Origin of the sequence: Clostridium pascui, from assembly GCF_016908015.1 — a bacterium.
Taxonomy (GTDB): Bacteria; Bacillota; Clostridia; order Clostridiales; family Clostridiaceae; genus Clostridium_AK; species Clostridium_AK pascui.
On sequence record NZ_JAFBDB010000003.1, the window covers coordinates 1 to 21,990 of the forward strand.

22 protein-coding genes and 1 tRNA gene are annotated in these 21,990 nt (G+C 31.9%); 9 read left to right on the plus strand and 14 right to left on the minus strand.

What is annotated here, in order from left to right:
* The 3 genes from JOC70_RS08780 to JOC70_RS08790 form a co-directional block, all read right to left on the minus strand.
* Positions 1-209 (minus strand): acyl-CoA dehydrogenase family protein (locus JOC70_RS08780; protein WP_204598522.1); only part of this gene is annotated, 209 nt, incomplete at its 3' end.
* Between the two features lie 13 nt (positions 210-222).
* Positions 223-1,008 carry a short-chain-enoyl-CoA hydratase gene (locus JOC70_RS08785; protein ID WP_204598523.1) on the minus strand — a complete coding sequence of 262 codons (786 nt, stop codon included), beginning with the start codon at positions 1,006-1,008 and terminating at the stop codon, positions 223-225.
* Between the two features lie 269 nt (positions 1,009-1,277).
* Entirely contained in the window at positions 1,278-1,913 is a 636-nt protein-coding gene (locus tag JOC70_RS08790) for a redox-sensing transcriptional repressor Rex (RefSeq protein WP_204598524.1), read from the minus strand.
* 181 nt (positions 1,914-2,094) lie between these two features.
* Between JOC70_RS08790 and JOC70_RS08795 the strand changes: the two genes are divergently transcribed.
* The 3 genes from JOC70_RS08795 (at position 2,095) to JOC70_RS08805 (ending at position 5,378) form a co-directional block, all read left to right on the plus strand.
* Positions 2,095-4,017, plus strand: coding sequence for an ABC-F family ATP-binding cassette domain-containing protein (locus JOC70_RS08795; RefSeq protein WP_204598525.1), 1,923 nt, complete (start codon positions 2,095-2,097; stop codon positions 4,015-4,017).
* 88 nt (positions 4,018-4,105) lie between these two features.
* Positions 4,106-5,071 carry a DMT family transporter gene (locus JOC70_RS08800; RefSeq protein WP_204598526.1) on the plus strand — a complete coding sequence of 322 codons (966 nt, stop codon included), beginning with the start codon at positions 4,106-4,108 and terminating at the stop codon, positions 5,069-5,071.
* A complete protein-coding gene (locus JOC70_RS08805; RefSeq protein ID WP_204598527.1) occupies positions 5,052-5,378 on the plus strand; it encodes a DUF1904 domain-containing protein in 327 nt (108 codons plus the stop codon). The genes JOC70_RS08800 and JOC70_RS08805 overlap by 20 nt, the downstream gene beginning before the upstream one ends.
* A gap of 26 nt (positions 5,379-5,404) precedes the next feature.
* On the opposite strand, the gene proC is transcribed toward JOC70_RS08805, so the two are convergent.
* From proC to tsaD, 7 genes are all read right to left on the minus strand, one after another.
* The gene (gene proC / locus JOC70_RS08810) at positions 5,405-6,214 is read right to left on the minus strand and encodes a pyrroline-5-carboxylate reductase (protein WP_204598528.1); all 810 of its coding nucleotides are present in this window, start codon (positions 6,212-6,214) and stop codon (positions 5,405-5,407) included.
* 162 nt (positions 6,215-6,376) lie between these two features.
* Entirely contained in the window at positions 6,377-7,345 is a 969-nt protein-coding gene (locus JOC70_RS08815) for an ABC transporter ATP-binding protein (RefSeq protein ID WP_204598529.1), read from the minus strand.
* Positions 7,346-7,347: 2 nt separating this feature from the next.
* On the minus strand, positions 7,348-8,325 hold the full coding sequence (locus JOC70_RS08820) for an ABC transporter ATP-binding protein (RefSeq protein WP_207755276.1): 978 nt from the start codon (positions 8,323-8,325) through the stop codon (positions 7,348-7,350).
* Positions 8,326-8,336: 11 nt separating this feature from the next.
* The gene (gene nikC / locus JOC70_RS08825; RefSeq protein WP_204598530.1) at positions 8,337-9,227 is read right to left on the minus strand and encodes a nickel transporter permease; all 891 of its coding nucleotides are present in this window, start codon (positions 9,225-9,227) and stop codon (positions 8,337-8,339) included.
* A 16-nt stretch (positions 9,228-9,243) separates the two neighbouring features.
* On the minus strand, positions 9,244-10,248 hold the full coding sequence (locus JOC70_RS08830) for an ABC transporter permease (protein ID WP_204598531.1): 1,005 nt from the start codon (positions 10,246-10,248) through the stop codon (positions 9,244-9,246).
* 247 nt (positions 10,249-10,495) lie between these two features.
* Positions 10,496-12,064 (minus strand): ABC transporter substrate-binding protein, encoded by a 1,569-nt coding sequence (locus tag JOC70_RS08835; protein WP_204598532.1) that lies wholly within the window; start codon positions 12,062-12,064, stop codon positions 10,496-10,498.
* A 443-nt stretch (positions 12,065-12,507) separates the two neighbouring features.
* Positions 12,508-13,533, minus strand: a complete 1,026-nt coding sequence (tsaD, locus tag JOC70_RS08840) for a tRNA (adenosine(37)-N6)-threonylcarbamoyltransferase complex transferase subunit TsaD (protein ID WP_204598533.1) — start codon at positions 13,531-13,533, stop codon at positions 12,508-12,510.
* Positions 13,534-13,746: 213 nt separating this feature from the next.
* Here tsaD and JOC70_RS08845 point away from each other — a divergent pair, with 213 nt between their 5' ends.
* Positions 13,747-14,367 carry a RusA family crossover junction endodeoxyribonuclease gene (locus JOC70_RS08845; RefSeq protein WP_204598534.1) on the plus strand — a complete coding sequence of 207 codons (621 nt, stop codon included), beginning with the start codon at positions 13,747-13,749 and terminating at the stop codon, positions 14,365-14,367.
* A gap of 33 nt (positions 14,368-14,400) precedes the next feature.
* Here JOC70_RS08845 and JOC70_RS08850 read toward each other — a convergent pair whose 3' ends face one another.
* Entirely contained in the window at positions 14,401-15,666 is a 1,266-nt protein-coding gene (locus tag JOC70_RS08850; RefSeq protein WP_204598535.1) for an NAD(P)/FAD-dependent oxidoreductase, read from the minus strand.
* A 186-nt stretch (positions 15,667-15,852) separates the two neighbouring features.
* On the opposite strand from JOC70_RS08850, the gene JOC70_RS08855 reads away from it, so the two are divergent.
* Positions 15,853-15,928: transfer RNA gene (locus tag JOC70_RS08855), tRNA-Trp, on the plus strand.
* Positions 15,929-16,093: 165 nt separating this feature from the next.
* Here the strand turns inward: JOC70_RS08855 and JOC70_RS08860 are convergent.
* Positions 16,094-16,474 (minus strand): zinc-ribbon domain-containing protein, encoded by a 381-nt coding sequence (locus JOC70_RS08860; RefSeq protein WP_204598536.1) that lies wholly within the window; start codon positions 16,472-16,474, stop codon positions 16,094-16,096.
* A gap of 7 nt (positions 16,475-16,481) precedes the next feature.
* Positions 16,482-17,390, minus strand: a complete 909-nt coding sequence (locus tag JOC70_RS08865; protein ID WP_204598537.1) for a metal ABC transporter substrate-binding protein — start codon at positions 17,388-17,390, stop codon at positions 16,482-16,484.
* A 140-nt stretch (positions 17,391-17,530) separates the two neighbouring features.
* Between JOC70_RS08865 and JOC70_RS08870 the strand changes: the two genes are divergently transcribed.
* From JOC70_RS08870 to rimI, 4 genes are all read left to right on the plus strand, one after another.
* Positions 17,531-18,772, plus strand: coding sequence for an HD-GYP domain-containing protein (locus JOC70_RS08870; protein WP_204598538.1), 1,242 nt, complete (start codon positions 17,531-17,533; stop codon positions 18,770-18,772).
* A gap of 97 nt (positions 18,773-18,869) precedes the next feature.
* Complete coding sequence (gene tsaE / locus JOC70_RS08875) at positions 18,870-19,328, plus strand: tRNA (adenosine(37)-N6)-threonylcarbamoyltransferase complex ATPase subunit type 1 TsaE (RefSeq protein ID WP_204598539.1); 459 nt, start codon at positions 18,870-18,872, stop codon at positions 19,326-19,328.
* Positions 19,325-20,038, plus strand: coding sequence for a tRNA (adenosine(37)-N6)-threonylcarbamoyltransferase complex dimerization subunit type 1 TsaB (gene tsaB, locus JOC70_RS08880; RefSeq protein ID WP_204598540.1), 714 nt, complete (start codon positions 19,325-19,327; stop codon positions 20,036-20,038). Before tsaE ends, tsaB begins: the two co-directional genes overlap by 4 nt.
* Entirely contained in the window at positions 20,004-20,486 is a 483-nt protein-coding gene (gene rimI, locus JOC70_RS08885) for a ribosomal protein S18-alanine N-acetyltransferase (RefSeq protein WP_423880669.1), read from the plus strand. The genes tsaB and rimI overlap by 35 nt, the downstream gene beginning before the upstream one ends.
* A 170-nt stretch (positions 20,487-20,656) precedes the next feature.
* On the opposite strand, the gene tyrS is transcribed toward rimI, so the two are convergent.
* Positions 20,657-21,877, minus strand: coding sequence for a tyrosine--tRNA ligase (gene tyrS / locus JOC70_RS08890; RefSeq protein ID WP_204598541.1), 1,221 nt, complete (start codon positions 21,875-21,877; stop codon positions 20,657-20,659).
* Between the last annotated feature and the right edge of the window lie 113 nt (positions 21,878-21,990).

A 21,990-nucleotide genomic window follows, 5' to 3' on the forward strand; every position in this document is an offset into this window, starting at 1 on the left:
GCATAGGATATAACGTCTCCACCTGCTCCACCGTATTCCTTTGAAAATGGTATTCCCATCATTCCAAGCTTAGCCATCTTCTTTACGTTTTCCATAGGAAACTCTTCTGTTATATCGATTTCTGCTGCTAATGGCTTAACTTCAGTTTCAGCAAACTCTCTTACCATCTGTCTTACAAATTCTTGTTCTCTTGTTAATGAAAAATTCATTATACTTTACCTCCTATCTATTTTTGAAGTTCTTTTCTTTTCTCTTTTCAACAAATGCTGTCATACCTTCTGTCTGGTCTTCAGTTGAGAAACATTCTCCAAACACTTCTGATTCGTAGGATAACGCTGTATCTATATCACATTGCATTCCTCTGTTTATAGCTGCTTTAGAAAGCATTACAGCTACAGGTGCATTTGCTGCTATTTTATTAGCTAAAGCTTTAGCTTCATCCATTAGACTTTCTACTTCTACAACTTTATTTACAAGTCCAATTCTTAAAGCTTCTTCAGCATTTATTATGTCTCCAGTATATATTAACTGTTTAGCCATTCCCATTCCTACAAGTCTTGGTAATCTTTGAGTTCCACCAAAACCTGGAGTAATTCCTAGGCCAACTTCTGGTTGTCCAAATTTTGCCTTTGTAGTAGCTATTCTTATATCACAAGACATAGCTATTTCGCATCCACCACCAAGAGCAAATCCATGAATAGCTGCTATAACAGGTTTTTCTAAAGTTTCTAACTTTCTGAATACTTTATTTCCAAGTATTCCGAATTTCCTGCCTTCCATTGTGTTTAACTCTTTCATTTCAGTGATATCTGCACCTGCTACAAATGCCTTATCTCCACCACCAGTAAGTATAACTGCTAATACTTCATTATCATTTGCTAAATCATCAACTATTATGTCTAATTCCTTTAAAGTTTCTGAATTTAGTGCATTTAAAGCTTGAGGTCTATTGATTTTAACAATAGCAACCTTGCCTTCTTTTTCAAGGATAACATTTTTAAATTCCATATCAAATTGTCCTCCCTATAATTTTTTTATAAATCTTGTTAATATTATAACAAAGATTTATAAAAAATAAAATATCTATACTCATTTTTATTATATAACGTAGAAATTTACTTTTCAACAAAAAAGTTTATATTTTTTAAAAAAACCAAAAAAATAATTTGGAAATAACATTAGTTTATTCCAAATTATATTGATTTATAACGCCTTAAATTGTTTAAAATTAAACAAGCGACATTTTTCCACAAACTTATACTTAATTATTTTTTCTTTTAATTCTCATCCTGACTCATTAAATAACTTAAAGTAAGTAAACTTTCGCTTAAATGAACATTTTCAGTGTGTACTTCTTCCGGAACCTTTAAGTCAATTGGAGCAAAGTTCCATATGCTTTTAATGCCATTTCTTACAAATATGTCTGCAACATTTTGAGCCGCTTTACTTGGAACACATATTACTCCAACGTCTGTTGAATTTTTCTTTAGATAATCTTCCAAGCCATCTATATCGTTTATTTCGATATCTCTTATTTTTAGTCCTACAAGTTTAGGATTTATATCAAATATAGCTTGCAAGCTAAAACCCAGTCTATCAAATTTAGTATAATTCGCTATTGCCTGCCCTATATTTCCCGCCCCTACTATTATCGTTTTATACTCTCTGGTAAGACCTAATATCCCACTTATTTGGTTATATAATTCTTTAACATTATATCCATAACCTTGCTGTCCAAAATCACCAAAGCAGTTAAAATCTTGTCTAATTTGAGAAGCAGTGAAGCCTATTTTTTTACTTAATTCCTTTGAGGAAATCCTATCAACTTCATTTTTAAGTAAATCCCCAAGATATCTATGGTATTTAGGCAGTCTTTTTATTACAGCCATTGATATATCTTTTTTCTTGTCCATCACTACACCTCTTAAATCTTATTTTAATCATCTTTATATTTTACCACATTTTTTATTTCTATACTATAATATATTGTGAAAAATATAGCGAAATTATTAATAAATATCTATAAAATAATTTATATCTACAAAAATTTAGCTTTACATAGTACAATAGTAATGATAAAGAGGTGAATTAATAATGATAGTTTTAAGTTCAAAGGAAATTCATAAGACTTTTGGAATAGATATTATATTAGATAATGTTACTTTTAGTGTAAATGAAGGTGATAAGATTGGGCTTATAGGTCCTAATGGCGCCGGTAAATCTACATTATTTAAAATACTAATGGGCACTATGGAATACGATAGCGGAGAGTTATTTATAGATAAGAATAAAAATTTAGGTTATCTTTCTCAGCACCTTTCCTTAGATTCTAACAATACAATATATGATGAAATGCTAAAGGTATTTGAAGATATAATAAATCTCGAAAATAAAATGAGAAGTTTAGAAATTAAGATGAATGAACCTTATGACCCATCTAATGAAGAATATCATAGTAAAATAATAAAAGATTACTCTGTAGCTACAGAGTTATATAATAATCGTGGCGGATATACCTATAAAGGCGAAATAAGTAAGGTGTTAAAAGGACTCGGATTCACTGAACAAGATTTTGACAAAGCCATAAATTGTCTAAGTGGAGGTCAAAAAACAAGAGTATCCTTGTGTAAGCTCCTACTGACCAATCCTCAGATATTGTTACTTGACGAACCTACCAACCATTTAGACTTAGAGGCAATTGAATGGTTAGAAGATTATTTAAAGGCATATAAAGGAACCATTATAATCATATCTCATGATAGATATTTCTTAGATGCAATAACCAATAGAACAATGGAACTTTTAAATGGCCGCATGAACTCTTATGATGGTAATTATACTAAATTTATTGATTATAAGAAAAAAGATTATGATGTAAAACTAAAGGCTTTTAATTTACAACAAGCTGAAATTAAAAGACAGGAAGAAATTATAGAGAAATTTAGATCCTTTAATCGTGAAAAAAGTATAAAAGCTGCCGAAAGCAGACAAAAGGCTCTAGATAAGATAGATAGAATTGATGCTCCTGATAGAGATCCTAGAGCTGCTAAAATCACCTTTTCTACTCTTATAAAAAGCGGTAACGATGTGCTTCACATAGAAAATATGAGTAAAAGCTATGGTGATAAGTTACTTTTTCAAGACTTAAACTTAGATATTAGACGTGAAGAAAAAGTAGCTCTCATAGGTGAAAATGGCAGGGGTAAGACCACCTTACTTAAAATAATAATGGATACCATCAATGCTGATACGGGCTTAAAACTACTTGGTAAAAATGTGTTTTTAGGTTACTATGATCAAGAACAATCTGATTTGAACCTGGAAAAAACAATAATTGATGAAGTATGGGATGAATTTCCAGATATGACCACCACACAAATCAGAAGTGCATTGGCAGCCTTTTTATTTACTGGTGATGATGTGTTCAAAGAAATAAAAAAGTTAAGCGGTGGAGAAAAGTGTAGAATTAATTTATTAAAACTTATGCTTTCTAAATCTAACTTTTTACTTTTAGATGAACCGACTAATCATTTAGATATTATGTCTCGTGAAGCACTTGAAGACGCCATAATGGATTATGACGGAACAGTTTTAGTTATCTCTCATGACAGATATTTTTTAAATAAAGTTATCAACAAAATATATGAGTTAAACCAAGGCGGAGTTAAGGAATACCTTGGCAATTATTCTTACTATATAGAAAAGAAAAAAAATCCACATAGATTTATGATAGAAGAGGAACAAGAAGGTAAAACTAAAACTCAAATACATCTAGAAAAGAAGAAAAAACGCGATATAGAAAAAGCCGAAAAAGAGAAAAAGCTTAAAATTAAGCATATTGAAGGCTCCATAGCTGATAAAGAAGAGTTACTTGTAGATCTTCAAAATCAACTATGCCTTGAAGAAGTTTATTCCGACCCTTTAAAAAGTGAGGACGTAAATAAACAAATTATTAAAATTCAAGAAGAAATCGAAAAACTATACGAAGAATGGGAAACCTACTTATCCGAGGATTAATAACTTTAAAATCAGTTTGTAAAGTTTAGGTGAAGACCTCTTCATCTAAACTAATTTTATGTACAATAAAAAATCAGGAGGTAACTCTATGAATTCCAAAAAAGAATTCCTACCATATATTGCATCTATATGCTATGCTACTATATTCGGACTTAGCTTTTTATTTTCTAAAAAAGCTCTTAATCACTCTTCTCCCTTTGAACTATTATCATATAGGTTTTTAGTTGGCTTTGTATTTATGTCTTTACTAATATTATTTAAAGTAGTAACTGTAAATTACAAAAACAAAAACTTAAAGCCTTTATTCTTAGTTGCACTAGCTCAGCCTGTTTTTTATTTTATTTTTGAAACCTATGGGCTTAAATTTTCCTCTAGTTCTCAAGCCGGAATTATGATAGCCCTAATTCCCATATGCGTAACAATTGCAGCTATATACTTCTTAGATGAGAACTCCAACATATATCAGTGGATTTTTATAGTTTTATCAGTGATTGGAGTAATCCTCATTACAGTATATAACGGAAACAGTAATAGCTCAAATACTGTTTTAGGAACATTTCTTTTACTAGGAGCCGTTATTTCCGCATCTGTTTTTAATATACTTTCCAGGAAGGTTTCTATAAGATTCTCTTCTTTTGAAATCACTTACTTTATGATGGGTATAGCAGCACTAACCTTTAACTTTTTATCCTTATCCACTCATCTAGTAAGTGGAACCCTAATAAATTATTTTGCCCCACTGAAGTCTAAAGACTTTTTAATATCAATATTTTATTTAGGATTACTCTCATCAGTTGTAGCCTTCTTTCTTGTAAATTATAGTTTATCAAAATTAGAAGCTTCAAAATCTGTAGTCTTTACAAACTTATCTACTATAGTATCTATAGTAGCAGGTGTAGTATTTTTAAAAGAAAAGTTTTATACTTATCATATAATAGGTTCTCTACTAATACTTGGTGGTATATGGGGAACTAACTATATGAACATATCAAAACAAAAAGAAAAAAATACTTTATTAAAAGGAGAGGAAAGTTATGCCACAGATAAAAATTAGAGGCCTTAAAGAATCTGAAGTATGCAAAATAAGCAAAGATATGGTAGATGAGCTTCAAACTCTTTTAAAATGCCCTAGAGAATACTTTACCATAGAACTTATACCTACTACTTTAATAAAAGATGGTGAAGTTGCAGCTCCTTATGCTTTTGTTGAAATAGGTTGGTTTGATAGAGGTCAACAAACCCAAGATATGGTTGCTGGTATAGTGACAAAGCACGTACTGGAAACTGGTCATGAAAGTGTAGACATAATGTTTACCGCATTTAAGGAAAGCTGTTACTACGAAAACGGAATGCACTTTTAAAAAAGTTGCCTCAAAGGCAACTTTTTTTACTTCCCACTCATCTTTTTTGATTTTTCTCCACAGACTTTTACCGCTTCAATTATAGTTCCTCTAAAGTTGTTCTTTTCTAAGGAATACACAGCTTCAATTGTAGTTCCTCCTGGTGAACATACCTTATCTTTCAATTGTCCTGGGTGCTCTCCTGTTTCAAGAACCATTTTTGCAGAACCTAGCACTGCTTGAGCCGCCATTTTATAAGCTTTATCTCTGGCAAGTCCTTGCATTACTCCCCCATCTGCTAGAGCCTCTATGAACATATATACATAAGCAGGTGAAGATCCACTTATAGAAGTTACTGCATCCATGAGTTTTTCTTCCACCCACTCTACTTTTCCAAGACTTTCAAATATCGAAGATACTTCTTTTTCCTCTTCTTCAATTAAAGACCCATCATGGCATATTGCAGCCATGCCTTCTCCTACTAAAGCTGGAGTATTTGGCATAACCTTCACAAATTTATTTTCAGTGTTAAAGGACTCCTTTAAAAACTCTATGGAAATCCCTGCTCCTATGGTAATAATAATTGCATCTTTTTTAACAGTTTCTTTTATCTCATCTATTACTTCCTTATGCTTATTAGGCTTTACTGCAAGTATTATAATGTCGCTAAGCCTAGCAACATCTCTATTATTAGTAGTAATAAGTACTCCATGTTCACTCTTCACCTTTTCAAGTTCAGGCATAGTAGGATTGCTTACTAGTATTTTTTTGTTTTCAACAATATTAGATTTTACTAATCCTCCAATGATAGCTTGCCCCATGTTTCCACATCCTATAAAGCCTATACTTTTATTCATATGTTTACCTCCACACTATTAAATAATAATCTTTCTCTTCAAGTTGTATATATAATACGCCTTAATTCACTTCATTAATTATATCATATGCATTTATGTTATATAATAATCTGATCACAAAAATACAGAAAGCCGACCTCTGTCGACTTTCACCTTAAACTATTAATCATTATATAGGTGGCAGGCTACACTATGCCTTCCTTCAATCTCTATCATTTTAGGTTCCTCCACCTTACATATGTCCATGCACTTAGAGCATCTTGTATGAAATCTGCAACCAGAGGGAGGGTTCAACGGACTTGGCACATCTCCCTTTAGTATAACTCTTTCCTTTTGTACTTTAGGATTAGGCACAGGAATTGCAGAGAGAAGCGCCTGAGTATACGGATGCTTTGGAGCGCCATATAATTTTTTATCATTTGCTATCTCCACAAGTTTTCCTAAATACATTACCCCTACTCTATTACTCACATGCTTTACAACATTTAACCCATGAGCTATAAAGAGATATGTCAAATCGAATTCCTTTTGAAGATCATGTAGTAAGTTTAAGACTTGGGCTTGTATAGAAACATCCAGTGCTGACACAGCTTCATCACAAACTATAAGTTTGGGATTTACAGAAATTGCCCTTGCTATCCCAACTCTCTGTCTTTGTCCACCACTAAATTCATGAGGATATCTGTCTTTATGATAACTTGCAAGTCCTACATAATTTAATAGCTTTAGAACTCTTTTTTCTATTTCCGCGCTTTCTGCTATCTTATTTATTTTCATAGGCTCTGCTATTATATCTCCTATTGTCATTCTAGGATTTAAAGATGCATATGGATCTTGGAATATTATTTGTATATTTTTACTTAGACTTCTTTTATCTTTTTTGCTTAGTTCTCTTATATCCTTACCTTCAAATAATACATTGCCGCTGGTTGGATTCATCAAATTCACAAGCATTCTGCCAGTAGTAGATTTACCACAGCCCGATTCTCCTACTAAACCTAAGGTTTCTCCCTTATATATATTAAAACTTACATCATCCACGGCTTTAACATATCCTTTATTGCTGCTCAAAAATCCAGATTGCACAGGAAAGTATTTTTTCAAATTCTTTACTTCCATCAAAAGTTCCATAGTTATACCTTCCCCCTTTCTTTGTTACTATACAAAAAGCATCTTACTTGTCTTCCGTTTTGCTCTATCAAAGGAGGCTCTTTTGACATACATCTCTCACTGCATTTACTACATCTGCTACTGAACGCACAACCTTCAGGCATTTCTAAAGGATTTGGAACCATCCCGGGTATCATAAATAACTTTTCACACTCCTCATCTATCTTAGGAATAGAATTTAACAATCCCTGGGTATATGGATGCATTGGATTTTCAAAAATCTCATCTACCGTCCCATTTTCAACAACCTTTCCACAATACATGACTACAACCTTATCGGCTGTTTCCGCAACTACTCCTAGATCATGAGTTATCAAAAGTATTGATGTCCCTAGCTTTTCCTTAAGCTTAACCATTAAATCCAATATCTGAGCTTGTATCGTAACATCTAGTGCAGTAGTTGGCTCATCTGCAATTAAAAGTTCTGGATTACAAGTAAGAGCCATAGCAATCATTACACGCTGCCTCATACCTCCACTTAACTGATGGGGATAATCCTTAATCCTCGTTTCTGGAGAAGGTATTCCTACTAATTCAAGCATCTCTATTACTTTCTTTTCTGCTTCTTTTTTAGATAACTTCTCATGTCTCATAATAGATTCAGAAATTTGTTTTCCTACAGTAAATACAGGATTTAATGATGTCATAGGCTCTTGAAATATCATAGAAATTTTATTTCCTCTTATATCCTGCATTTCTCTTTTGTTTTTATTTAGTAAATTTTCACCCTTAAATAATATCTCTCCATCTATAACTTTTCCCGGAGGACTTGGTATGAGTCCCATGACAGATAAAGAAGTAACACTTTTACCACTGCCGGATTCTCCAACAATTGCTACAACTTCTCCCTTACCTATACTAAAGTCTACACCATTAACCGCATTTACAAGTCCACCTTGCACTTTAAATTGAGTTTTTAGATTCTTCACTTCTAGTAACATTTCAATCACCTCTATTTTCTAGACCTTGGATCTAATGCATCCCTAAGTCCATCTCCAAATAAATTAAAAGCTAATACGGTAATAGTAATAGCAATACCAGGGAACAATATTATATGAGGAGCGTTATAAAAATATCCTCTTCCTGCTCCAAGCATGCTTCCCCATTCGGCAAAAGGAGGCTGAACTCCTAGCCCTAAAAATCCTAAAGCTGCAGTGTCTAGAATAGCTGAAGATACTCCGAGTGTTGCACGTACTATTATAGGCGACATAACATTAGGCAAGATGTGCTTAAATATAATATTAAAATCATTATTTCCTATTACTCTTGCCGCTTGAACATATTCACTTTCTTTAACAGATAATATGCAGCTTCTAACTATTCTCGCATACTCAGGTATCGTAACAATACTTATTGCAATTACAGCTTTATCTATTCCCTTTCCTAAGGCACTCATAAATGCTATAGCCAAAAGCAATGACGGAAAAGCTAGTACTATATCCATTATTCTCATTAATAGCATATCTATTTTCCCGCCATAATACCCAGCTAACGCACCAACTACGGTTCCAATACTCAATGCAATAGCAACTGAGGTCACCCCTACTCTTAAAGATATTTTTGTTCCATCTATTATTCTACTTAATATATCTCTTCCTTGTTCATCCGTTCCAAATATATGTGCGGCTGATGGAGCCTGCAAGCTTTTGGAAAGTTCCCCTACATAAGGATTATAAGGCATAATGAATTTTCCAAATAAAGCTATTAAAGTTAATAATAAAATTATAATCAATCCTACTAGAGCCGCTTTATTTTTTATAAGAACGCTAAATGTATTTTTTAAATGTCTATATTTTTCTTCACTTTCTTCAACTCTGGCATTTAATTCCACATTAGTCTCCATTTATAATTACCTCCTATTACGAATACTTTATTCTAGGATCTAAATATGCATATAGTAAATCTACTATCAAATTTACAAGTACAAATACAATCGCTAAGATCATTACAGCTCCTTGAACTACCGGATAATCTGATTTCATTATGGCATCAATTGTATAACTCCCGACCCCCGGCCAGGAAAAAACCGTTTCAGTAAGTACAGCACCACCAAGAAGAGAACCTAATTGAAGTCCTATTACTGTAGTTATAGGAATTAATGCATTTCTCAGCGCATGCTTAAGTATTACAACTTTTTCAAATAAACCCTTAGCTCTTGCTGTTCTTATATAATCCTGCTTAACAATTTCAAGCATTGTAGATCTTGTCATGCGAGCTATAATTGCAGTTGAATAAGAAGCTAATGCTACTGCAGGCAATGTTAAATGCATGAGTGCACTTTTAAATGCAACCATATTTCCAGTTATTAAACTATCTAAAAGATAAAATCCTGTAACATGAGCAGGTTCCATACCTATTTGTATTCTTCCTGATACAGGTAACCAATGAAGTTTAACTGAAAATAATACTATAAGCATAAGTCCAAGCCAAAATATTGGCATAGAAACTCCAAGCAATGCTCCTATCATACTAAGGTAATCCACGATAGAATTTTGTTTTACTGCAGATATCACTCCTATAATTACTCCAACTATAGAAGCAATAATAATAGCTGCTAAAGCAAGTTCAATAGTTGCTGGAAATCTTGCTAGAATTTCTCCCGTAACTGAAGTCTTAGTTATAAGCGAATTTCCTAAGCTCCCCTTAAATACACCCCCTATAAAATCAAAATATTGTAAATATAGAGGTTTATTTAACCCAAGCTCTTCTCTTAAGTTTGCTACCTGCTCTGCTGTAGCATGTTGTCCTAATATAATACTCGCAGGGTCTGTTGTAAAAACATGCATTACTAAAAACACAAGTATTGATACCCCAAGTATTACAGGTAGTAATAGCACTAATCTTTTAAGTATATACTTTAGCATATCTTTGGCCCCCTTCTATAATATCCAATGTATAATCACTAATAATATGTAGTAGTTTATAATAGGAAACATCTCATTATTATGAGATGGGCTAATTTGTAACGAAATCGTAGCTTTCTACAAATTATGCCTAGGAAACATCTCATTATCATGAGATGGGCTAATTTGTAACGAAATCGTAGCTTTCTACAAATTATACCTATGTAGAAACCCCGTGTCTAAACGGGGTTTCTTAATCTTGTGTTAATTATTTTTCTACATCCTTTAAGAATACAACTCCTGTTGGATGAAGCTCAAAGTTTTTAACCTTTGATGAGTAAGCTGCTATACTCTTTGCATAGGATATCGGAAGCCAAACTGCCTCTTCATCTACTATCTTTTGTATTTCTTTATAAATATTGTTTCTTTCTTCTCCATTTTGAGTTTTTCTCCCCTTTACAAGAAGTTCATCTACTTTAGGATTGTTATATCTAGCAGCATTTAAGGTAGATTTTATTTCCTTTGAATCGAACAGTGATAAGAAGTTATCAGCATCACCATTATCTCCATTCCATCCATAGAATAGTATATCTCCTTCCCCTTGAGCTATTTTTTCTTTGTATTCCTTCCATGGATAAACATCAATTGTAGCCTTTATTCCTACTTTTGACAAATAGTTTTGGATGGCTTCAGCTAACTTTTGCCCATTTACTGGATTATATGGTCTAGGGTTTGAGTAAGTAATCATTTTAACCTGTAGATTTTCTTTTCCTGCTGCCTTTAATAACTCTTTCGCCTTATCTGGATTGTACTGATAAGACTTTAACTTATCATTAAATCCTGGCATAAATGATGGCATTGGCGTATACGCTACATCCGCAAAACCTTGATATAAATATTTAACAAGTTCTTCTCTATCTATGGCATAACTTATAGCTTGTCTAAGTTTAACATCATTAAATGGCGCCCTAGATGTGTTAAATGCCATATAATTTATATTCATTCCTTGTTCGTTAAATAATTGCATCTTGCTATCTGTAAGTTTTTTAATATCATTAGGATCAACTCCATCTATTATGTCCACAGACCCTGTCATAAGTTCACTTGCACGTACTGAATTTTCCTTAGTAAACTTAAATACTACTTTATCTGATTTGGCTTTTTCTCCCCAATATTCATTATTTTTTTCTAAAGTTACTGCTTCACCCTTTTTCCAAGATACAAATTTAAATGGTCCTGTTCCTACAGGATTTTCATTTAAGTTTCCATTATTCTTCTTTATAGCATCAGGACTTGCTATTGGTGCTGCAAGACACATCGCAAGGTTAGCCAAGAAAGGAGTATATGGCTCCTTCAATGTAACTTTCACTGTATATTCATCTACTTTTTCAACCTTTTCCACTGGCGCAAAAGTAAATGATGCATATGGCATATCATCTTTTGCTTGAGGCGGAATTTGTCTATCTATATTAAACTTTACTGCATCTGCATTAAATGGTGTTCCATCATGGAATTTTACTCCTTGACGTAATTTAAATGTATACTCTTTTCCATCATCACTTATCTTCCATTCTGTTGCAAGACATGACTCCACCTCTGTTGAACCCTCTTTATATTGAAGTAATCCTTCATACACATTTACAATTATCTTAGCTGACTCTCCATCATCAACATAAGCTGGATCTAACCCCCTAGGGTCAGAACCCTGAGCATAAATAAGTGTTTTCGGAGCTGAAGCATTTCCACTAGTTGCCTGCTTACCTCCTCCACACCCTGCTAAAAGTGTTGTTGTTATAACCATACTGGTTATCAATAGCGCTAGTACTCTTCGTTTCATTTTTAGAAGCCCCCTTCATTTTTCTTAAACTTGAATAATACCTTAAGTTTTAAATTTTTATTTCCCCTAAACGAAATCTTAAAACATTTAACTTTCAGCATATTTACTACATCCCAATTATGTTTATGCACAAAACTATTAAAACAATTAACCACCCATAACCCTTTACCACCAACGTATTACCATTGATTTATGTAAATTTAAATCACAAGTCGATTATTAATTTTTATTATTTTCCATTATAGACCCATTAACTAAAAATTGCAATTTTACAAAAGTCAAATTTCACTTTTTATAGCTAATGTAATCAATTTCATTTAGAAATTCTTAACATTTTATACCTAATTTATCCTTTTAGTTTTTCTGTTAAATTCACTTGTTTTTTAGATAAGGACTTTGCAACTAACTCAACAAAAAATAAAAAAGCTGCAAAACAGCTTTTTTTATCTTTGCCCTAATTTTAAATTCGGTACTGCATTTAACTCCATGGAAGATACCCTTCCCTTTAAAAACTCAAAGTACGCTGCACTTCCTATCATGGCAGCATTGTCTGTGCATAGTATAGGTTCTGGAAATAATACCTCTATATCATTTTCACGACCTCTATTAATTAAAGTATTTCTCAAACATGAGTTAGACGCGACTCCTCCTGCTACTGCTATTTTATTTACTTTTTTAATCTTGCAAGCTCTCATTGCATTATCAACTAAAAACTCCACTACTGCTTTTTGAAAAGATGCTGCTACGTCAGCCTTGTTGACCTCTTCGCCTTTCATTTCCATAGAATTTAAATAATTTAAAACTGCAGATTTTAATCCACTAAAGGAAAAATCTAAGGATGCATCATCATGAAAATTTGCTCTTGGAAATTTTATTGCATGTTGATTTCCTTCTTTAGCAAGCTTATCAATTTTAGGTCCACCTGGATATCCTAATCCTAAAGCCCTAGCTATCTTGTCATAAGCTTCCCCTGCTGCATCATCTCTAGTTTGACCCATTACTTCAAATTTACCGTAATCTTTCATATATACTACAAATGTATGCCCTCCCGATACTACAAGACACACAAAAGGCGGCTCCAAATCTTTATGCTGAATAAAATTTGAACTTATATGCCCTTCAATATGATTTACTCCAATAAGTGGTTTATCCAAAGCAAAAGCTAATGCCTTAGCATATTGAAGACCTACAAGCAGCGCGCCTACAAGGCCTGGTCCATATGTAACACCTACTGCATCTATATCTTCAAAAGTAATGTTTGCTTTATCTATTGCCTCCTTAGCCACTGCACCAACTACCTCAATATGCATTCTTGAAGCTACTTCAGGAACAACTCCTCCAAACTTTTTATGTGTATCTATTTGAGAAGCTATAACATTTGAAAGCACATCTTTTCCATTTACTACCACCGCTGCAGAAGTTTCATCACAGCTACTTTCTATAGCAAGAATTTTAATTTTCTTCTCCATACCTTTACCTCTCTTATATTTCAATTATTAGATATATTTAAACTTGATTTCATTTTAAATTTTATATTGTAAGTTCAATAAATTATTATACTTTATTAGTACCTTATAATCAAATATTTGTATCAACGGAACTCATTATGCTATTATTAAATAAGATTTCATTTTAATATTGAAATTTATTCTACATAATTATATAAACAAAAGGTGATTAATATGAATAAGTATGCCAAGGTTGTAGTAAAAGGTTCTCCTATATCCAAATCAAACTTTAAGCTATCAAATTTAAAGGGACGAGCAATTTTACCTTATAATTCAGGGAAATACCATGATAGATACGCCCTTTATGAAGAAGAAATTGCTTATGCTGCTAGAATTCAAAATCCTCATATAGTACTTACAGAAGCATTAATTGCAGTCCTCAAGGTTTATTATAAAAGTCAAAAGAGACATCCCGATACAAACAATATTACTAAAAGCATTTTTGATGGTATAGAAAAAAGCGGATTAATTATAAATGATGCTCAGATTAGAAGACTTATAATAGAAGAATATTACGATAAAGAAAATCCTAGATTTGAACTAGAATTATTTGCCGAAAGTATATATACCATGAGATATGATATATGTGAGAAGGAAACTAATGAAACACCAATAGAATATGAACCTCCTTCTAATAAGAAGAACCTAAGTATCTCAACTAAAAAAAACATCCCCTCATCCAACAATTTAACTTCTTGCAACATATGCGGAAAAGGAATCACTGCTGAAAATTCCATTTCAGCTAATAAGGGTAAAATGCTTATATGTAAAGAGTGTCTAAAAAAACTTTTTTAGACACTCACTTTAACATCTATAAGGGCTTCACTTCTACTCTTCTTGTACATTTATAGTAATCTTACTGCAATTTGGATACTTTAAAAACATATCCTTTGTCACCTTTAATGTTTCCATTTCTCCTGGAGTAAGTATTTCTTTTTTAATTCGCTTTTCTAGAAAATCATTAAAATAAATATCTATATAGCTATTGCTAAATACATTATTTACTCTAAGACTTAATTCAACATACTCTTCTACATTTTTAATGTTTATATATTTAGGTACCGTATATCCTACACCTTTACCCGATACTATTTCCGTTACATCTTTACCATTTTGAAAATTCATCCCCATTACATATAATGCTGCATTTTTTCCGGCTATATGGCTTTCTACACTTACATTATCTACCAAGTCATGTACATGAAGAACATTCCCACAAGCAAATATACCATCTATGTTAGTTTCTAAACTTTCATTTACTATAGGACCTCCTGTAACTTTAGAAAGTTCAACTTCTGCTTTTCTCGATAGTTCATTCTCAGGTAAGAGTTCTACAGATAACAGCAAAGTATCGCACTCAATAAATTCTTCCGTCCCCTTTAGAGTTCTCCCATTTTCATCTACCCTTGCTATGGTAACTCCTTCAAGTCGATCCCTTCCCTTTATATCTATAACTGTGTAACTTAATCTTAGCGGAATGTCAAAGTCATCAAGACATTGTACAATATTTCTCTTAAGCCCTACAGGATAATTCATGAATTCTACTACAGCCTTAACATTGGCTCCTTCAAGCGTCATCCTCCTTGCCATTATAAGTCCTATATCTCCAGAACCTAAAACCACAACTTCCTTCCCAGGAAGATATCCTTCAATATTTACAAATCTTTGTGCCGTTCCTGCAGTAAATATCCCTGCACATTTACCACCTGTGATATTCAATACTCCTCTTGGCCTTTCTCTGCATCCCATAGCCAGCACTACTGCCTTTGCCTTTATTTCTAATATGCCTTCATCTGGATTCACAGCACTTATAATCTTATCCCTAGTTAAATCTAATACCATGGTATTTAGCTTATATTGTATATTTGACTTTTCTATCTTATTTATATATCTTTGTGCATATTCAGGACCTGTGAGTTCTTCCTTAAATGTATGAAGTCCAAATCCATTATGTATGCATTGATTTAAAATTCCCCCAAGCTCATTTCCTCTTTCTAATATAAGGATATTTCCTACTCCTTCTTCCTTTGCAGAAATTGCAGCTGCAAGCCCCGCTGGACCTCCACCTATTATAACAATATCATATTCCTGCATAATTTAATTCCTCCAATTTAAAGTTAGCTCTTTATAGCCTATTTTATAGTAATTTTTAACAAATACATTTTATCATTATGATTTGTAGGTTTCAAGAAATACTGTTATAAAACTAACCCCTATAATTATTATATGAAAAAGTGTTGACATATTATCTGCTCGATGATATAATAATCTTCGTAACGAAGGGGTATAGCTCAATTGGTAGAGTAGCGGTCTCCAAAACCGTTGGTTCCGGGTTCAAGTCCTCGTGCCCCTGCCACATTAAAACCATAGATAATTATCTATGGTTTTTTATTTTTGTAATTTAATTTATTACGGACTTCTATAATAACAAATTTATAATAAATAATAAAAACATTATGATGCAATTTTATTTGCAAAACTTTAAATCAGTGTATTAACTAATCCCAATACACTGATTTCCTTATCGTCTATGCCCACAATGAGGACAGTATTGAAATCCCATTTCCATCTCTCTTCCACAATTTTCACATCTAATAAGTGTTGTATAATTTTCTCCCCTAAACATCAGATTTAAATCCATATCATTGATTACTGGATTTTCACCTACCTTTAGCCTTTCTCCAAGTTCCTTAGGTATTTGAAAAACCGCAGTGCAACTTCTGCATTTTAAATAATATCTATAGTTCCACTTAAATATAGGTATAAAAAAGAAATGAAAAAAATTATATTCTTCTATAAGCTCATATGTAGTCATTTTTTCACAATCTTTACAAACCATATTTTTAATATTTCTTATTTCCTTATGTTTTTCTTCAATTCCAAATATACCTATAAAAAACATAATTAAATCACTCTTTCTTTTCTTTAATACTTTTTAGGTTAGATAAGTTATTCTTTAATAAATCTATGTAAGTAAAGTTTTCTTCATATAAATGTATCTTTACTGGATGCATATTATATTTTTTTATTATTTCCTCATTTTTCTTTAATTCTTCATTATTATTATACATAAATAAAATATTTTCTTCCGCACTTAATTTTTCTTCTAAATCCTTATCATTCTTAATAGTTAATGAATTAATACTTTTTAATCCTATATATTTTATAAAATATTCTAATTCCTCTTCGCTAAAAAATATTACATTTTTCTGAAGTTCTTTTGAAACTTTTTTAAACTCCTTCTCATAAGGTTCTATCTTTTTTAAATGTTCCGCAAAGTTTTTTTCATAATAATCATTATTACGAGGATCCTTATCCTGTAGTGCATTTTTAATATTTAAAATAGAAATTTTATAATTATCTATATTAAGCCAATAATAGGGATTATCCTTTATTATTCTCTTACCATATTTCTTTTCCTTATTATAAGCAATAAGTTTTATACCTCTAGAAACACTTGTAATCCCTAATTTATTTTTACTTAAACTATCTATAAAATCCTTATCCCAAGGCTCTAATCCTACTCCACTATATATAAATAAATCCTGTTTAGAAATATTACTCAAACTGTCATCTGTATATTTAAAATTCATACCTTGTGAAGGATCCTTAAACATATAACTCACATAGTGTCTATCTTTAATTAATTCTATTGTCATGCTATATATAAACTTATTTGTAGCTACTATATTTAACAAGACTTGTTCTTCTTTTTCTATAGGCTTCTTCCATTCATCATTAATTGTACTCTCCACAGGAGCACAGCTATATAAAAACGCTGCCATATATAAAATTACTACATAAAATAATTTTTTCAATTATTTCACCTCTTATGTGCACATATATTTAATATATATTTTACCTAAAGTATCCATATAATGCAAAGATGTATTTACTTAGAATAATATACAGGTTATTATAAAATAAGTTATTACTTTAAAAAAGGATGTTTATAATCATGAAAATAAATATGGATAAAATTATAAGAGCACTTTCTTTGGCATTAGATTTAGCTCAAATGAGCGCATTAGATAATAATACAAACATGATCGTGGAGGAAATATCCAACATCGATTATTCTAAACATGTATTTATGAATCATTCAAAAAGAGTATGCTATATAAGTTTAGAGTTAGCTCACTCTTTACAATTAGACTACTCAACAATAGAAGAATTATACGTGTCTTCTTTATTGCATGATATAGGGGCTTCAAACTTCTTTAACCGCAGTCATTCTTATCCAAATTTTATAAAAGAGCACTGCTTAATAGGTTCAGAAATAACTTCTGATTTTCCTAAATTCAATAATTTAAGCACCCTAATATTATATCATCATGAAAATCATGATGGTACAGGTCCTATGAAATTAAAAAATACCGATATACCTTTAGCCAGTCAAATTATGAGACTGGCAGATATATTAGACCTTTTATATGATGATTCTAAACCATGTTATACGCAAAAGGAATATATCTCTAGTTGGATTGAAAAGCACTCTAATATAATCTTTTCCCCTGCTTTAATTAAAGCTTTTTCTCAATGTTCTAGCAAGGACTCTTTTTGGTTCAATTTAGAAAACATTAACCTTCTAGATGTGGCATTAAAAGATCTTTTACCTGAGTTTGACGTATATTTAACTTTAGATGAATTTAAAAAAATTGCCTATATATTTGGAAATATAATAGATAATAAGAATGAGTTTACTGCTCGCCATTCAACAGGAATATCAGAGCTCGCTTATAGTGTAGCCAAACACTTAGGCTATGATAATGAAAAATGCTTAAAAATGAAGATAGCTGGACTTCTTCATGATATAGGTAAAGTTGCCATTCCAAATAACATTTTGGAAAAAAACGGGCCATTAACTAAGGATCAATTTAACATAATAAAATCTCATGTTTATTATACTAAGGTTATACTAGATAAAATGGAGGTTATATCAGATATAAGCGATTGGGCTTCTAACCATCATGAAAAATTGAATGGAAAAGGCTATCCTAGAGCTCTGTCTTCCAATGAAATTTCAGAGGAAAGCCGTATAATGGGAGTATGTGATATTTATCAAGCTCTTACTGAAGAACGACCTTATAGAAAGGGACTATCTCCCGAAGAAACTTTTAAAATTATGGATGATATGGCAAAAAATAATTTTATATGTAGCAAAGCATTGTCCTATTTAAAAGAAACAGTAATTTCCTAAATTCATATTATATTTATATAATTTACTGTTAAGTTTTCTTTTTTTATAAATTAGGATAAAATATTATAATAAACAATATTAGAAAGTAGGTTTTTTTATGGAATTTATATGCAAAAACATAGAAGATACCTTTAAAATAGGTAAAATGATAGGGGAACTTTGTAACCCTGCTGATATAATTTGCCTAAACGGAGACTTGGGTACTGGGAAAACTCATCTAACTAAAGGCATAGCTGAAGGTTTAGAAATAGATGATAATATAACAAGTCCTACATTTAACATAGTAAATGAATATGATGGACGATTAAAACTTTATCACTTTGATGTGTATAGAGTAAACGACCCAGATGAAATTGCAGCTATTGGTTTTGATGAATACATATTCGGTGAAGGTGTCAGCGTAATTGAGTGGTCTAACCTTATCGAAGAACTTATTCCTTATGAACACATTGAAATAAATATTGAAAAAATTTCTGGAAATGATATTCATAAAAGGAAAGTTTCAATTACCTATGTTGGTAAAAGATATGATTACATAAAGGAGATTAAACTATGAAAATTTTAAGTTTGGATACAGCTACAGAATCTGCAACCTGTGCTATTTTAGATGATGAGAAACTCTTAGGTGAAATAACCTTTAACTATAAAAAGCAACATTCAGTTATTACAATGCCTATGATTGAGTATTTACTGAAAAGCTTGCATTTATCTATAAAAGATATAGATGGTTTTGTGGTTTCCAAGGGCCCTGGTTCTTTTACAGGACTTCGAATTGGAGCTGCAACCATAAAAGGCCTAAGCCAAGGTACAGGTAAACCATTTGTTTCTGTATCTTCTTTAGATGCACTTGCAGGTGCTATGGCATATACTAATGGTATAATATGCCCTATACTCGATGCCTTAAGAGATAATGTGTATACTTCCCTATATAAGTTTGAACAAGGAAATTTAAAACAGATCTTAGAGCATTCAGCTATTTCATTAAAAGAGTTACTGGAAATAATAAGAAATAAAAATGAAGATGTATGTTTTATAGGAGATTGTACAGATAAATTTAGAGATGAAATTTTATCTCAAATTCCAAATGCTCGTTTTGCCCCTGCAAGTTTAAATGTGGTAAGAGCATCCTGTATAGGAGAAATAGGTATATCCCTTTTAAAGGCTGGTATTTGCGAAGATATTTATAGCTTTGCTCCTATATATTTAAGAAAGTCTCAAGCTGAAAGAGAATATGAAAGGAGAACTTCTTGTAATAAAGATGAATAATAACGGAATTGAAATTAGAGCAGCCAATCTCGAAGACATTTTTTCTATATATGAAATAAGTACGCTATGCTTTCCAATATCCTGGAGTATAACTTCTATTAAAGGAGAACTAACATCTAACACTCACGCAAGATACGTGGTGGCCGTGGAAAATGGTATTGTCGTGGGCTTTGCAGGACTTTGGATTATAGTTGATGAAGGCCATGTCACAAATATTGCAGTACATCCAGATTTCAGACGTAAGGGAATTGGAACTTTATTAATGGATAAGTTAATGTTCATAAGTAAAAATGAAAACCTAATAGGTCTTACCTTGGAAGTTCGCAAATCTAATTTATCTGCGCAAAATCTTTATAAGCAATTTGGCTTTGTGGAAGAAGGCGTTAGAAAAAACTATTACAGCGATAATGGTGAGGATGCCATAATTATGTGGAAACACTATATATAAATTACAGTGAATGCTTAATAATTAGTACTTAATAAAAAGCAAAAATCGGACTTGATCCGATTTTTTCACTAATATTTTATAATAAGTTTTGACACTTTATCTGTATAAGACTTACATTTAGTAAAATGAACCTTTCCCTAGATGTAAGTCTTATACTTCAAGGAATCCATCTATTCAATTACTATTCTGTTGTAATTTTTCTTTCCTCTTTTTACTATCATAGCTCCATCTTTAAAATCTTCTTCGGTAACTATTCTAGCTGCATCTATAACTTTTTCATCATTTATACTAAGTCCACCCTGTTGAATCAATCTTCTAGCCTCACCTTTAGAAGGTAACACTTTAGTTTCAACAAGTATATCTAATATACTTAAGTTTAATTTTTCTCTAGTTATAGCTGCCGTAGGAACATTACTCATGTCTTTTCCTGCTCCAAATAAAGCTTCTGCAGCTGACTTTGCTTTAACCGCTTCTTCTTCTCCATGGATAAGCTTCGTAACCTCAAAAGCTAGAACCTTTTTAGCTTCATTTATTTCTGCACCTTCTAAGGAACCTAATTTTTTAACTTCATCCATAGGTAAAAATGTTAATAACGCTAAGCACTTTTCTACATCTGCATCATCTACATTTCTCCAATACTGATAAAACTCATATGGAGTAGTTTTTTCCTTATCAAGCCACAATGCTCCTTTTTCAGTCTTACCCATTTTCTTTCCTTCACTATTAGTAAGTAAAGTACAAGTCATGGCATATGCTGACTTACTTTCTTTTCTTCTTATAAGGTCAGCTCCAGCTAACATATTGGACCACTGATCATCTCCGCCTAACTGCATAGTACAACCATATCTTCTGTTAAGCTCTAAGAAATCATATCCTTGCATCAGCATATAGTTAAACTCTAAGAAAGAAAGTCCTTTTTCTAATCTTTGCTTAAAGCACTCTGCTGTAAGCATTTTATTAACTGAGAAATGCACCCCTATTTCTCTTATAAATTCCACATAGTTCAGTTTTAGCAGCCAATCTGCATTATCAGCTAAAATTGCCTTATCATTACTGAAATCTATAAATCTTGATAATTGACCTTTTATACTCTGTACATTTTTATTAATGGTCTCTTTATCAAGCATCTTTCTCATATCTGTTTTACCTGAAGGGTCTCCTATCATTACAGTACCACCACCTACAAGTGCAATAGGTCTGTGTCCTGCTCTTTGCATATGTGCCATCATCATCATAGGAAGAAAGTGACCTATATGTAAACTATCTGCTGTGGGGTCAAAACCTATATAAAATGTAACTTTTTCCTTTCCCAACGCTTCTTTTATTTCTTCTTCATGAGTTAATTGTTTTATGTATCCACGTTCCATTAGTACATCAAATACATTGCTCATTAAGTTTACCTCCTTATTACTTAGTTTAATATCCCAATTTTTATATATGTATAGTATATATATAAATGAAATTTTTATCAACCTTATCAAGTGATTCTTAGGTTCAGGTAGAG

What these genes read in the sequence shown, in the direction of transcription:
- tyrS (WP_204598541.1), bottom strand. Translation starts at nt 21,877, where the DNA reads ATGAGCAATGTATTTGATGTACTAATGGAACGTGGATACATAAAACAA.
- JOC70_RS08850 (WP_204598535.1), bottom strand. Translation starts at nt 15,666, where the DNA reads ATGCAGGAATATGATATTGTTATAATAGGTGGAGGTCCAGCGGGGCTT.
- JOC70_RS08785 (WP_204598523.1), bottom strand. Translation starts at nt 1,008, where the DNA reads ATGGAATTTAAAAATGTTATCCTTGAAAAAGAAGGCAAGGTTGCTATT.
- JOC70_RS08795 (WP_204598525.1), top strand. Translation starts at nt 2,095, where the DNA reads ATGATAGTTTTAAGTTCAAAGGAAATTCATAAGACTTTTGGAATAGAT.
- tsaD (WP_204598533.1), bottom strand. Translation starts at nt 13,533, where the DNA reads ATGGAGAAGAAAATTAAAATTCTTGCTATAGAAAGTAGCTGTGATGAA.
- rimI (WP_423880669.1), top strand. Translation starts at nt 20,004, where the DNA reads ATGAAAGGAGAACTTCTTGTAATAAAGATGAATAATAACGGAATTGAA.
- JOC70_RS08860 (WP_204598536.1), bottom strand. Translation starts at nt 16,474, where the DNA reads ATGTTTTTTATAGGTATATTTGGAATTGAAGAAAAACATAAGGAAATA.
- JOC70_RS08815 (WP_204598529.1), bottom strand. Translation starts at nt 7,345, where the DNA reads ATGGAACTTTTGATGGAAGTAAAGAATTTGAAAAAATACTTTCCTGTG.
- tsaE (WP_204598539.1), top strand. Translation starts at nt 18,870, where the DNA reads ATGGAATTTATATGCAAAAACATAGAAGATACCTTTAAAATAGGTAAA.
- JOC70_RS08820 (WP_207755276.1), bottom strand. Translation starts at nt 8,325, where the DNA reads ATGTTACTAGAAGTGAAGAATCTAAAAACTCAATTTAAAGTGCAAGGT.
- JOC70_RS08830 (WP_204598531.1), bottom strand. Translation starts at nt 10,248, where the DNA reads ATGCTAAAGTATATACTTAAAAGATTAGTGCTATTACTACCTGTAATA.
- tsaB (WP_204598540.1), top strand. Translation starts at nt 19,325, where the DNA reads ATGAAAATTTTAAGTTTGGATACAGCTACAGAATCTGCAACCTGTGCT.
- JOC70_RS08790 (WP_204598524.1), bottom strand. Translation starts at nt 1,913, where the DNA reads ATGGACAAGAAAAAAGATATATCAATGGCTGTAATAAAAAGACTGCCT.
- JOC70_RS08805 (WP_204598527.1), top strand. Translation starts at nt 5,052, where the DNA reads ATGCCACAGATAAAAATTAGAGGCCTTAAAGAATCTGAAGTATGCAAA.
- JOC70_RS08870 (WP_204598538.1), top strand. Translation starts at nt 17,531, where the DNA reads ATGAAAATAAATATGGATAAAATTATAAGAGCACTTTCTTTGGCATTA.
- nikC (WP_204598530.1), bottom strand. Translation starts at nt 9,227, where the DNA reads ATGGAGACTAATGTGGAATTAAATGCCAGAGTTGAAGAAAGTGAAGAA.
- JOC70_RS08800 (WP_204598526.1), top strand. Translation starts at nt 4,106, where the DNA reads ATGAATTCCAAAAAAGAATTCCTACCATATATTGCATCTATATGCTAT.
- proC (WP_204598528.1), bottom strand. Translation starts at nt 6,214, where the DNA reads ATGAATAAAAGTATAGGCTTTATAGGATGTGGAAACATGGGGCAAGCT.
- JOC70_RS08845 (WP_204598534.1), top strand. Translation starts at nt 13,747, where the DNA reads ATGAATAAGTATGCCAAGGTTGTAGTAAAAGGTTCTCCTATATCCAAA.
- JOC70_RS08835 (WP_204598532.1), bottom strand. Translation starts at nt 12,064, where the DNA reads ATGAAACGAAGAGTACTAGCGCTATTGATAACCAGTATGGTTATAACA.